The sequence below is a fragment of the Thermobifida fusca NBRC 14071 = JCM 3263 genome (assembly GCF_001592045.1).
GTDB classification, from domain to species: Bacteria; Actinomycetota; Actinomycetes; order Streptosporangiales; family Streptosporangiaceae; genus Thermobifida; species Thermobifida fusca.
In genome coordinates, this window is record NZ_BCWB01000038.1 from 114,729 (window position 1) to 127,386 (window position 12,658).

Sequence of the window (12,658 nt, forward strand, 5' to 3'; positions counted from 1 at the left end):
AAAGCGTCGGACGCGCCGGTGCACCGGCAAGGAGAAGGGGGTGCGCACCTGCTGCCGCGGGAACCGCTCAGCCCACCCGCGGCAGGCCCAGGCCAGCGGACACCGCCCTGCCGGGGCCGCTGGCCTGGGAGAAGATCACTCGTTGTCGCGGTGGATGGTCACCGACTCCAAGACCACGTCCTCGGTGGGACGGTCGTTGGCATCCGTCGGCACTTGGGAGATCGCCACGGCCACTTCGAGGCTCTCCTCGTCAGCGACCTCGCCGAAAATGGTGTGCATGCCGTCCAGCCACGGGGTCGGCACCGTGGTGATGAAGAACTGGGACCCGTTCGTGTTCGGGCCCGAGTTGGCCATGGCGAGCTTGCCGGGCTCGTCGAAGATCAGATCAGGGTGGATCTCGTCGTCGAAGGTGTAGCCGGGGCCGCCGCGGCCGGTGCCTTCCGGGTCGCCGCCTTGGATCATGAAGTCCTTGATGACCCGGTGGAAGATCGTGCCGTCGTAGAACCGGTCGTCCCCGGTCGTCGGGTTCGTGGCTTTGTCGCCCTCCGCCAGTCCCACAAAGTTCGCGACAGTCTCTGGGGCTTTGTCCGGGAACAGCACCACTTCGATGTCGCCGAGGCTGGTGTGCAGGGTCGCCCCCGTCACATCGGAAGCCGAATCCGTGCCAGAGTCAGAGTCGGACTGGCAGGCCGTGGCGGTTGCCAGCAGCACGCTGCTCAACACCAGTGCGGTCACGGTCGGGGTGAAACGCTTCATCGCGGCTGTGTCTCCGGGTGGGTAGGGTGGCTTGGAGGCACAGCGTAGCGGTACCGATGCACCGTGTGTGAACAAGGGCATCACAGGTACACATCGGACACCACGGGCCGACCCGGACCAGGCCGGTGTGCGGCACGTGCGCGGGGCACGTCCAGGCCCGGGCTGGCCCGCGCAGCCGCAGCAGGTCACCCTCCGTTCATCCGGATCACGGCGATAACCGCGGCGACCACGATGAGCGCTACCAGGACCGCGAATGCGATCTTGACCGCGCTGTATGGGCGGTCGCCTTGGACTTCCCCCGTGCAGCCGTTGATCAGCACCTGCCAGCTTTTGCCGTTGTACAGGTAGGAGCCGCTCCACACGGGGAGCAGTACCAGCTTGCCCGCCACGTTCGAATACTGGGTGTTCACCCAGTCGAGGCGCTGCTCGTCGCCGCCGATATCCCGCCGGCAGTCCTGCTCGATGACCTTGCGCATCTTGCCTTTCGCGATCTCCAGGCCCTGCTCGGGTTCCACGCTGTAGCGGACCGTGTGGTGGCCGGCCAGGAACTCTGCGGCATACGGGCGGGCCTGGGCGAGCGGCCACGGATCCAACGCGTCGAGGCGTTTCACCGGGACGCGGTCGGTGGCCACGACCAGCACGTCGTCGAATCTGCGGGACACGGTTCCCGACGCTGGATACCAGGCGGTGCGCCGTTCCCGGCGGCGGCCTTCGCTGTCGGTCACCGTCACGTAGTAGTACTCGCCGCGCCGCCCCCGGTAGGCGGTGACCGTGTCCGCGTCGAACGTCCAATGCGGCAGGTAGGTGCTCTTCATCGTCTCCGCGTCCGCCACTTTTTTCAGCCCGTTGGGGGCGAACCAGCGGCTCTGCGTCCACTTGCGGAGCGCTTCCCGCGCCTGGGAGCGGTCCACCGTGAAAGGCACCACTGCTTCGGGGACGATCTGCGGATCCTCACTGGTGTCCACGACGAGCGGCGCGGAACAGAACTGGCAGTGGGAGGAGAGCGCATCGGACAGGGTGTGCGCCCCGCACCGGGAGCAGACGAGATGGTGGGGCGCCAGTTCAGCCGCGCGTTTGCGGGGCATGGCCACCAACTGCTCAAACGGGTACTCCTGCACGGGACGGGCCGGGGCGGTGATCTGCTGGGAGAAACCGCAGTAGGGGCAGACCAGGGTGAGCGTGCCGGGTGCGAACTCCAGGTGGGCGCCACACCCCGAGCAGGGCTGCGAGATCGGGGATGGCGAAGCAGGCGGCATAGGGGGCGGTGGTTGGGACATGGGAGAGCCTCACGGCAGTCAAACAGCGAAACAGCGAAGGTGAGGACGGGGCAAGGCCTCACCAGGGTGAAGTCCAGGCACGCCGCGCTACTGGGGCGGCAGCGGGGGAGGACCCTGCGGGGTGAAGAACGGGGCGAGTTCCGGAACCTGGCGGGCCGGGGTCCACTGCGCCATCCCGTTCTTCCACACGAGTGTGTCCGGGGTGAGGGTCCCGTTCGCGACGTGGCTGTGCAGGGCGGCCGTGGGGAACGGGCCTTGCTGCTGGCCGTTGACGGCGAGATACCACTGCTCCTGCGGCAGCGGGGGAGGCCCGGCCGGGGCCGCGGACTGCTGGGCGCCCGGCTGGAATGCGGCAGCCATCTGCTGGCCCATCGCCATTCCCATACCGATGCCCATGCCGCTGCCCATGGCGCCGTCCGGATTGTCCGCGGCGCGCTCCATCGCGGTAGCGGCCTGGAACTTGGTGTACTGGTCGAGGTTGCCCACGATCCCCATCTGGGCGCGCTTGTCGAGCGCGGCCTCCACCTCGGGCGGCAGGGAAATGTTCTCGATGATGAACCGGGGGATGGCCACCCCGATCGACGCGAATTCCGCGCTGAGCGCCTGGGCGAGCCGGTCTCCGAGCGCCTGCTGGTTCGCCGCCATGTCGAGCACCGACATCCCGGAGTTGGCGAGCGCAGGGGCGAGGTGGCTGACGATCCGCTGCCGCAAGTGTTCCGCGACTTCCTCGGTACGGAACTGCGGGTCGGTGCCCACCAGTTCCTGGAGGAGCAGCGGGGGGTCGACGACGCGGAGCGCGAACCCGCCGAACGCGCGCAGCCGCACCATGCCGAACTCGGGGTCGCGGACGATGATCGGGTTCTGGGTGCCCCACTTCAAGTCAGTGAACTGCCGCGTATTGAAGAAGTACACCTCGGCTTTGAACGGCGAGTTGAAGCCGTACTTCCACCCTTGGAGCGTGCTGAGCACGGGCAGGTTCTGCGTGGTGAGGGTGTAGGTGCCAGGGGCGAACACGTCCGCGATCCGCCCCTCGTTGACGAAGACAGCGAGCTGTCCTTCCCGGACGATGAGCTTGGCGCCCATCTTGATTTCGTTGTCGTGGCGGGGGAAACGCCAGGCGATCGTGTCGCGGCTGTCATCGAGCCACTCGATGATGTCGATGAACTCGCCGCGGATCATGTCGAACAGGCCCACGCTGCGTCCTTCCACGTAGAGGGCTCAATCCGGCTGGTCCGGCAACGGTACCAACCAGGGTTTTCACCGTTCTTAGGCGCTGTCAACGCGATAACGGTGCCATTGCGTTCCGTGACCGTACCCTGGCAGCGCGGGGTAGCGCAGCGGTGGGAAGGTACATATCGGCAGAAAGACACAGGCGCCGCGGTGGACCGCGGTGGACGGCGCGCAGGTTGCGTCCGCATCGAGTGCGGACGCAACAGGAGAGGAACGAGTGGTGCGGCGAAAAACGGTGGTGACCGTTCTGCGGCGGATTCTCCTCGGTGTGCTCACCGCCCAACTGGCGGTGGCTGCCGTGCTTGTCGCCATCGACACCTGGCGCAAACGGGTCCGCCCGTACCGCGCAGTGTTCCCCCGCACCAAACCCCTCACCGTGTCGGTGGGCGAGACCGAGGTCACTATCTACACCTACGGGGAGGACCTCTACCGGGACATGCTGGCGGCGATCCGGTCCGCGCAGCACCGCATCCTGTTCGAGTCCTACATCCTCAAAGGGGACCGGGTCGGCGCCGAGTTCAAACAGGCGCTTATCGACGCGGCCGCACGGGGCGTGGAGGTTTTCGTCATCTACGACGGGTTCGCCAACCTGGTGGTGCCCCGGCGGTTCTTCGATTTCCCGCCGACGGTGAACGTCATCCGCTATCCCGCGTTCCGTCCCGGGGTGCTCCTGCTCGACGTGCGCAAGTCGGGGCGCGACCACCGCAAGATCCTCACCGTGGACAGCCGGGTGGGTTTCATCGGCGGATACAACGTGGGGGAGCTGTACGCCACCGAGTGGCGGGACACCCACCTGCGCCTGGTCGGCCCGGCCGTGTGGGAGTTGGAGAACGCCTTCTCCGATTTTTGGAACGCCAACCGGAAGGACAGCCAGCCGCAGTTGGCGGACGTCGGCACCGACCATTGGAATCCGCGGATCCGCGCCCACCGCAACGTGCCGGAGGTGCTCATCTACCCGGTGCGGGCCATGTACTTGGAGGCCATCGACCGGGCCAAGGAGCGGATTCTCATCACCCAGGCGTATTTCATCCCCGACCGGGAGATCCTGGGGGCGCTCATTGCCGCGGCCCGCCGCGGGGTGGAAGTGAACATCCTGGTGCCGGAACGCTCCAACCACGTCATCGCGGACTGGCTGTCGCGCGGCTGTTATACCCCGCTGCTGAAAGGCGGGGTCCGGTTGTGGCTGTACCGGGATGCCATGATGCACGCCAAGACCGCCACGATCGACGGCCGGTGGAGCACGGTCGGTACCGCGAACGTCGACCGGTTGAGTCTCACCGGCAACTACGAGATCAACGTGGAGATCATCGACGACAAGGTTGCAGCCGGTTTGGAGCAGGTGTTCGCCAACGACCTCACCAACGCGCGTCTGCTCACCTTGGAGGAGTGGCAGCGGCGCCCGCTGCTCGCCAAGGCCGCCGAGGCGCTCCTGGCGCCGTGGCGGCCCCTCCTCTAGTCCGCAACTCGCCCGTGTGCCAGGCACGGCATGGTTCCAGAACCCGCCTCACCAGGGAGATCTGCTAGCGTGTGACCAAAAGTACTAAAACGGTCATAAGGTCACGGGGATGGGAACGGAACGCGCAACACGCATCCTGGACGCGGCAGCTGAACTGATCGCCCGCTACGGCTACGCCAAAACCAGCGTCAGCGACATCGCGCAGCGGGCAGGAATCGCGAAAGGCGCCATATACCAGGAGTTCCCCAGCAAAGAAGCGGTCGTTGCCGCGCTCGTGGAACGCCAAGTCCACCAGTTGACCGCAACCGTCGCCCGCGCCGTGCGCGACGACCCTGACGGGGCGCGGCTTTCCGTGATCTACCGGCACGCGCTCCGCGCCCTCGCCGCGGACCCGCTGATGCGCGCGTTCTACACCGCCGACAGCCAGATCCTCGGCGACATCGTGCGGCGGCGCGGCCCCGAACGCTACGGCCCCCGCCAGCGCCTGGTCGTGGACTTCGTCTCCCGGATGCAAGACGCCGGACTCATCCGAACCGACCTGGACGCGGCCGCAGTCGCCCACGTGCTCGGCATCATCTCCCTCGGCCTCATCACCATCGAATCGACGGTCGGCTCTGCTGTCTCCCCGCCCCTCGAGAAAACCCTGGACGCGCTCAGCACCCTCCTCGCGGAAGGGTTCGAAGCCGGACCGGACGCCGACCGCGCCGCCGGGCAGCGCGCCTTCGACACCTTCCTCGCCGACCTGGCCGCCACCGCACGTCCGGGCACCCCGCAGTGACCGCCGAGCGGGAAAGGAGGACACCCGTGCCCTTCGACGCCGCCACCGCCCACACCCTCCACACCGACCACGGCCCCCTCCACTACTACCGGGCCGGCACCTCCGGGCCCGCCGTGGTGCTGCTCCACGGGGCCATGCTCGACACCGCCCCGCTCACCTGGGGGCGCACCCTCGCCGCGCTCCGCGACACCTGCCGGCTGTTCGCCCCCGACCTGCCCCGCCACGGCGGCAGCCGACCCTGGCATGGGCCCACCGACCAGGAAGGACTGGAAGCAGTCCTCGCCACCCTGCTCGACCACTGGGAGCTGCCGCGCGCCACCGTGGTCGGCCTCTCCCTGGGTGGGGCCATCGCCGCGGGTTTCGCCGCCCGCCACCCGGAGCGGGTCGACCGGCTCGTACTCATCGCCCCCGGCGGGATGGAAGGCCGCCGGGTCGCCCAAGGCACCACCTACCTGTTGCTGCGCGCCCCGCTCCTGCTGCGGCTCACCACGGCACTGTTCGCCCGCGCACCGAGGCTGCTCCGCGCCACCCTGGCCGCGTCCCTAGTCGACGGCGCCCGCAATCCAGACTTCGCGGAGATCACCGCGCTCGCTGAGGCGGAGGCTCGGGCCACACACGCGGCGGGGGAACTCATCCTGGACGACTGGCAGATCCACTCCTACGGGTGGCGGCGCATGCGCACCGACTTGCGCCCGCTGCTGCCCGGCATCACCGCCCCCACCCTGGTGGTGCGAGGCGACAAGGACACCCTGGTCTCCCTCGCCACCGTGCAAGAAGTCGCCCAGCGTATTCCTCGGGCGGAACTCGTGCAGGTCGCTGAGGCCGGGCACCTGCTGCCCCGCGACCGTCCCGACGAGTTCCACGCCCTTCTCCGCGGCTTCCTCCAGAAGGGCCACGCGCACACCTAGCAGGCTCACAGGTCGATGACGACCTTCACCTCGTCCCCGGTGCTGTCGTGGAACGCCTCTGTGGCGCGCGCCAACGGCAGGCGCCGCGTGATCATCCGGGCCAGCCAGGAGAGGTCCGCCCACGACAGGGCGCGCGCAGCCAGCTCGTAGTGGTGCAGGTTGGCGTTGACCGAGCCGAAGAACGCGTGGTTGCCGAGCACGATCGTGCGGTTGAGCGCCCCCGCGTCCACCGGGATCGATGCCCCCTCGGACGACAGTCCAACCAGGCAGACGATGCCGAAAACTGCGGTGGTGGTGAGCGCGTCCACGACGAGCCGGGGCACCCCTGTGGTTTCGATGAGCACATCCGGTTTGACCGTGGCAGCAACAGCCGCGAGATCACCGGTGTGGTAGGCCGCGTCCAGCCCGGCCACCAGCTCCGGCTTCACCCCGTGCGCCACCTGGTCGAAGACGTGCACGTCAAGGCCGCGCTGCATGCCCAGCAGGGCGGCCAGCAGGCCGATAGGTCCGGCACCGGTGACCAGCAGGCGCTGCGGGACGAACCACGAACGCTCCCCGATCTGCTCGATCTGCTCCCACGCTTTCGCGACCACCGAGGCGGGCTCCAGCAGGACGCCGACCTCCTCCAGGGACGGGTCGAGCCGGACCGCGTACTCGGCTTCCACCGTCCATTGTTCCGATCCGTAGCCGTGCCGTTTCTTGATGCCGCGCTCGGTGAACTGGCCGTTGCGGCACGAGTCGAAGTAGCCGTGGGCGCACGCCCCGCAGGGGACCGGGTCCGGGCGGCGGACCACGCCGACCACCAGGTCTCCGGGGGTGAAACCGCTGTCCGGCGGGGCTTCCCGCACACGTCCCAGCGACTCGTGCCCCAGCACGAGGCGGTCCGTGCCAGCGGGGGCTGAGCCGTAGACGCCGTGGACGATCTCGTGGTCGGTGCCGCAGATCCCCAGCGCGATCCCGTCGACGAGTAGTTCCCCCGCACCAGCGACCGGATCGGCGAGGTCCCGGACCTCCAGCGATCCGGGCTGGGTGGGCACCACAGTCAAAGCACGCATGCGTCTTCCTCACTGGATGTTGCGCTGCTGGTGGTCCCTGCGTTCGGCTTCTCTGCGTTCCGCTTCCTCTTCCTGCCGGTCTTCTTCCCGGGAGACGAATTCAGCGAGCCGGGCGCGCCACTTCTGCACCCTTTCCTGCACGGGGACTTGCGGCCGCCACGACACCCACGGCAGCCACGGCACCGCGGTGTGCCGGGTGACCCGGGGCCGGTCGATGTCTTCTTCGAGCACGCCGCGGACTTCCTGCGGGTCGATACCGGCGAACAGCATGATGTCGGTGGCGACGAGCATCACGGCCAGGTGGGTGGAGACGGTCAGCGGGTCGTCGTCGGTGGGGCGGCCACCGAACGGGCGCGCAGCTTCCAACGCCCGGTCGACCGCGCGCTGGCGGGTGGCTTGATTGTTGAGGTCCTTGGCGAGCATGTCGAGGGCTTCCGCGATCTCCCGCACCATGGGGGCGAAGCGCTGCCGTTCCTCGGTGCTCATCGCCGCCGTGGTGCGCGCCAAGGTCAGGCAGCTTTCCCCCAGGTAGATGAGCCGGTCGACGTGCTCGTCTTCGCGGGTGATCGGTTCCAGGTCGCCTAATCGGATGCTGGAGCTGCGCACGGTGCGCCGACTGCTCTCCCGGGTCTGGGTGAGGTTGGCGATCGGCTGGCTCAGCCCGCCGAGTCGATCGACGGTCTCTTCAGTGGAAGAGTCGTCGTCGCGGGCTAACGCGCGTCCGGTGTCGTCGAGCATCCGCGCCATTTCCGCGAGCGCGTTGGCTTCTGCGCGGCGCAGGATGGCGACCACCCGCACGGGGAACAGGAGTTGGCTGATGATGAGCGCGACTCCTGCGCCGATCAGCGCGTCGGCGAGCCGGTGCAGGCTCGCTTCTTCAGCGAACGTCACGATCAGCATGGCGCTGACCGCGGCTTGGCCGATGACCAGGCGGGCGAAGTTGACGACGATGGCGAGCGCCATGGCTAGGCCGATGGCAAAGGCTAGTGCCCGGTAGCCGGTGCCGAGCAGGGCGATGGTCAGTTCGCCGACCAGGATGCCGATGACGACGCCGAGCAGGAGGCGGACGGCGTTGGCGCCCCGTTCGCTGGCGGAGGCGTTGAGCGCGATGACTGCGGCGATGGGGGCGAAGAACGGCATGCGGGTGGCGGTGAGGTTTTTGGCGAGCAGCCACGCCACAGTTCCCGCGACCACGGCGTGCACGATCGGCCAGAAGTTTTCAGTCAGGCGGTCCCGGACAGCGGGGAGTTCGGACGTCAGCCACCGCTGTCCGGCGTGCATCAGGGCATTGACGAGCCGCCGCATGCCGCCGTCACCCCGGTGTGGCTGGGGAGCGGCCGCCGTAGAGGTGTGTGGGAACGGTCATGCGCCTTTCGGTACCCGGAACTTCGCGAGGAATGTACTTATTTGCGGTTTTTTCGGACGGGGTGGACGGAATCCGGGAGGGCGCGCGATCGGAGCAGCCGTCTGCGGTGGCCGCAACAGGCCAACTCTGGGTCATGCGGAGTTGTTCTTCTGGTCAAGGGAACGCCTTAGCGCAGGGGCGGCGTTCTGCAGCGGACGGGCGAGCACAGAGGGGCAGCGGGATGGCGGGCAGTGTGGTACGCAATGGACTCTCCCTGGCCGTGGGGGTGTGGGGTGCGGCGGAGCTGGTCCCAGGGGTGTCGCTGGGAGAACGTCCCCTGGTGGCGACGGCGGTCTTCACGGCGGTGGTCGGGGTCTTCGTTCTGGTCCCCATCGGCGTGATCCGCGCCTATATCCGGGCCCGAGCGTTGCGGGAGACTGCCGCGCCGGGGATGTGGGCGGGCACAAGGGACGCCTTCACCATGGTGCTGCCCGCTACGGGTTCGCCTGCGGACCTGGTCACTACGGCGGTTGCCCAGGCTGAACTCCGTGCCCAGCAGGAGAATGCGCTCCGCGTAGCCCTGTCAAGAGAGCTCTTCGAGCTGGCGCGCTGGCGGTACGCGATCTTCACGGCGGTCCTCGTCGTGCCGGTGCTCGCGGTCGGCTTTCCCGTCAGCCTGTGGCTAGGGGGATGGCTGTCCGAGGCGTGGGCGGGGGCCCGCCTGGGCACCGGTCTGGGGACCCCCGTACTGGCTGTCGCGGTCGGATACCTCGTCTACCGGCTGTGCAGTGACGTGCTGTCCCGGGTGGCCTCGTTCTCCTGGAAGCCGCTCGGCCACCTGCTGTTGAGCCGGGCTTTCTTCCTGGGCGGGCTTGGCGCCGCGGTGGCCCTGCTGGACGGGGTGGAGATGGAGTTCTCCTCGGTGGGGCAGGGGGTGCTGGCGCTTGCCGTGATCGCCCACACCTCGATGACGTTCCGGCTGAAGGGGGAGCGCGGGCTGCAGGCGATCGCCGCACAGATGCTCTTCACGCTCGGGTGGCTTGGGGTTTGGGCCGGCTGCGGGGGCTGGCTGGCGGCTGCTGTGCGGTTCGCTGACGGGGTGTCATTCCTGGCCGCGTGCCTGATGGTGCTGGTAGCAATGGTGCCGGTGCACCTGCTCCGCAGTGGTGAGCGGTCGTCGCTCCCGCCGTGGAACCCCTGGGATTCGTGGCGGTAGAGGGGGTGCTGCGCCTCTCCAGGGGCAGCGCAGGAGAGCGTGTCCCGGGGAAAAAGCGAGTCGCTTGAGACGGAAAAAGTTGGATGACCTACTATTTAGTTGGTAGTCCTACTATTTCGCTTCTCGCTCCGGGAGGTCCCAGATGAGCGACAAGGCCACGCCAGGGGCACTACACCGTCCGACCCACCCCGTGCGGTTCGTCACCGCGTCCAGCCTGTTCGACGGGCACGACGCGGCGATCAACATCATGCGCCGCATCCTGCAATCGCAGGGAGCCGAAGTCATCCACCTGGGACACAACCGGTCGGTGCGTGAGGTCGTAGACGCCGCCCTCGAAGAAGACGTCCAAGGAATCGCGGTCAGCTCCTACCAGGGCGGACACGTCGAATACTTCAAATACCTGGTCGAACTGCTCCGAGAACAGCACGCCGACCACATCAAGGTGTACGGCGGTGGGGGAGGCGTCATCGTCCCCCAGGAGATCGCCCGGCTCCGCGAATCCGGGGTGACCATCTTCTCCCCCGAAGACGGCCAGCGCCTCGGCCTCGCCGGGATGATCAACACCCTCATCCGCGAATGCGACTACGACCTGTGGGAGCACCGCCGGGCCGACCTGGAAGCCGTCGTCGCCGGAGACCGGCTCGCCCTCGCCCGCGCCATCACCGGAGCGGAACTCGGCCGCCTCACCGACGAAGAGCGGTCCTGGCTGCGCTCAGCTGCCTCCGCCCCGCCGGTCCTCGGCATCACCGGCACAGGCGGCTCCGGGAAGTCCTCCCTCACCGACGAGCTGGTGCGCCGCTTCCGCTTCGACCAGCAGAACAAACTGCGGATTGCGGTGATCGCGATCGACCCCACGCGCCGCCGCGGCGGCGGGGCGCTGCTCGGCGACCGCATCCGCATGAACTCCATCGACAGCGACCACATCTTCTACCGCTCCCTGGCCACCCGAGGCAGCCGCGAGCTCCCCGAACACATCGACGACATCCTCACCGTCGTCAAAGCCGCCGGATTCGACCTGATCATCGTGGAAACCCCGGGCATCGGGCAGGGCGACGCGGCGATCGTGCCGTACTCGGACGTGTCCCTGTACGTGATGACCCCCGAGTTCGGCGCCGCCTCCCAGCTCGAAAAAATCGACATGCTCGACTTCGCCGACGTGGTGGCGATCAACAAGTTCGAGCGGCGCGGCGCCCACGACGCCCTGCGCGACGTGCGCCGCCAGTTGATCCGCAACCGGGAAGCGTTCGGCATCAAACCCGAAGACATGCCGGTGTTCGGCACCTCCGCCGCCACCTTCAACGACGACGGGGTCACCGCGCTCTACCAGCACCTGCGCGACCTTCTCGCCGAGCGGGGCCTGCCCGTCAGCGAAGGCGTCCTCCCCCGCGTCGACGTCCGCCACTCCACCGGCATCACCCAGGTGGTGCCGCCCCACCGGGTCCGCTACCTCTCCGAAATCGCCGACACCGTCCGCGCCTACCACGCGGAGACCCGGCGGCTTGTCTCCGCGGTCCGCCGAGTCCAACGGCTCGAAGAAACCGCCCGCGACCTCGCCGCGGCGGGACACGACACCAGCGCCGTCGACGAACTGCTCGCCAAAGCCCGCAAAGAAGTCCCCGAGGACGTCGCCGAGCAGCTCGCGAACTGGCCGAACGTGGTGGCCTCCTACTCCGGTGACGAGCAGGTCATCAAAGTACGCGACCGCGAGATCCGCACCCGGCTCCACCGCGAGTCCCTGGCAGGCACGAAGATCCCCCGCGTCGCCCTGCCCCGCTACACCGACCACGGGGAACTCGTGTCCTTCCTGCGGCGGGAGAACCTTCCCGGCTTCTTCCCCTTCACCGCGGGCGTCTTCCCGTTCAAACGGGACGACGAAGAACCCGCCCGCATGTTCGCGGGGGAAGGCGACCCGTTCCGCACCAACCGGCGCTTCAAACTCCTGTCCGAAGGCCAGCCCGCGACCCGGCTCTCCACCGCGTTCGACTCCGTCACCCTGTACGGCCGCGACCCGGATCCCCGACCCGACATCTACGGCAAGATCGGCACCTCCGGCGTCTCCGTGGCCACGCTCGACGACATGAAGGAGCTGTACGCCGGGTTCGACCTGGCCGCGCCCACCACGTCGGTGTCGATGACCATCAACGGGCCGGCCCCCACCGTGCTGGCGTTCTTCCTCAACACGGTCATCGACCAGCAGCTCGACGCGTTCCGGGACAAGCACGGCCGGGACCCCGACGAGCAGGAAGCCGCGGAGATCCGTGCCAACGCGCTGCGGTCGGTGCGCGGCACAGTGCAGGCCGACATCCTCAAAGAGGACCAGGGACAGAACACGTGCCTGTTCTCCACCGAATTCTCGCTGCGGATGATGGCCGACATCCAGGAATGGTTCATCGCCAACCAGGTCCGCAACTTCTACTCGGTGTCCATCTCCGGCTACCACATCGCCGAAGCCGGGGCGAACCCGATCACCCAGCTCGCGTTCACCCTCGCCAACGGCTTCACCTACGTGGAGGCCTACCTGGCGCGGGGCATGCACATCGACGACTTCGCGCCCAACCTGTCGTTCTTCTTCTCCAACGGCATGGACCCCGAGTACTCGGTACTGGGGCGGGTGGCGCGCCGCATCTGGGCGATCGC

General features: G+C 68.1%; 10 protein-coding genes. 5 read left to right on the plus strand and 5 right to left on the minus strand.

Features of this window, described 5'->3' with window-relative positions:
* Nucleotides 1-135: 135 nt before the first annotated feature.
* From TF1_RS09170 to TF1_RS09180, 3 genes are all read right to left on the minus strand, one after another.
* Nucleotides 136-756 carry a peptidylprolyl isomerase gene (locus TF1_RS09170; RefSeq protein WP_011293243.1) on the minus strand — a complete coding sequence of 207 codons (621 nt, stop codon included), beginning with the start codon at nucleotides 754-756 and terminating at the stop codon, nucleotides 136-138.
* A gap of 185 nt (nucleotides 757-941) precedes the next feature.
* Nucleotides 942-2,033 carry a hypothetical protein gene (locus TF1_RS09175; protein WP_174522688.1) on the minus strand — a complete coding sequence of 364 codons (1,092 nt, stop codon included), beginning with the start codon at nucleotides 2,031-2,033 and terminating at the stop codon, nucleotides 942-944.
* 87 nt (nucleotides 2,034-2,120) lie between these two features.
* Nucleotides 2,121-3,227, minus strand: coding sequence for an SPFH domain-containing protein (locus TF1_RS09180; protein ID WP_016189323.1), 1,107 nt, complete (start codon nucleotides 3,225-3,227; stop codon nucleotides 2,121-2,123).
* Between the two features lie 253 nt (nucleotides 3,228-3,480).
* Here TF1_RS09180 and TF1_RS09185 point away from each other — a divergent pair, with 253 nt between their 5' ends.
* The 3 genes from TF1_RS09185 (at nucleotide 3,481) to TF1_RS09195 (ending at nucleotide 6,405) form a co-directional block, all read left to right on the plus strand.
* Nucleotides 3,481-4,719, plus strand: coding sequence for a phospholipase D-like domain-containing protein (locus TF1_RS09185; protein ID WP_011293240.1), 1,239 nt, complete (start codon nucleotides 3,481-3,483; stop codon nucleotides 4,717-4,719).
* A 109-nt stretch (nucleotides 4,720-4,828) separates the two neighbouring features.
* Nucleotides 4,829-5,497: a TetR/AcrR family transcriptional regulator gene (locus TF1_RS09190; RefSeq protein WP_061783816.1), complete on the plus strand. Its 669-nt coding sequence runs from the start codon at nucleotides 4,829-4,831 to the stop codon at nucleotides 5,495-5,497.
* A gap of 26 nt (nucleotides 5,498-5,523) precedes the next feature.
* Nucleotides 5,524-6,405: an alpha/beta fold hydrolase gene (locus TF1_RS09195; RefSeq protein WP_016189321.1), complete on the plus strand. Its 882-nt coding sequence runs from the start codon at nucleotides 5,524-5,526 to the stop codon at nucleotides 6,403-6,405.
* A gap of 5 nt (nucleotides 6,406-6,410) precedes the next feature.
* Here TF1_RS09195 and TF1_RS09200 read toward each other — a convergent pair whose 3' ends face one another.
* Both TF1_RS09200 and TF1_RS09205 read right to left on the minus strand, forming a co-directional pair.
* Nucleotides 6,411-7,460, minus strand: a complete 1,050-nt coding sequence (locus TF1_RS09200) for a glucose 1-dehydrogenase (RefSeq protein ID WP_016189320.1) — start codon at nucleotides 7,458-7,460, stop codon at nucleotides 6,411-6,413.
* Nucleotides 7,461-7,469: 9 nt separating this feature from the next.
* Nucleotides 7,470-8,765, minus strand: coding sequence for an FUSC family protein (locus TF1_RS09205; protein ID WP_011293236.1), 1,296 nt, complete (start codon nucleotides 8,763-8,765; stop codon nucleotides 7,470-7,472).
* Between the two features lie 281 nt (nucleotides 8,766-9,046).
* Between TF1_RS09205 and TF1_RS09210 the strand changes: the two genes are divergently transcribed.
* Together TF1_RS09210 and TF1_RS09215 are read left to right on the plus strand one after the other, a co-directional pair.
* A complete protein-coding gene (locus TF1_RS09210; protein WP_255266160.1) occupies nucleotides 9,047-10,021 on the plus strand; it encodes a hypothetical protein in 975 nt (324 codons plus the stop codon).
* A gap of 142 nt (nucleotides 10,022-10,163) precedes the next feature.
* Nucleotides 10,164-12,658: methylmalonyl-CoA mutase family protein (locus tag TF1_RS09215; RefSeq protein WP_061783818.1), on the plus strand; the 2,495-nt coding region annotated here is incomplete at its 3' end.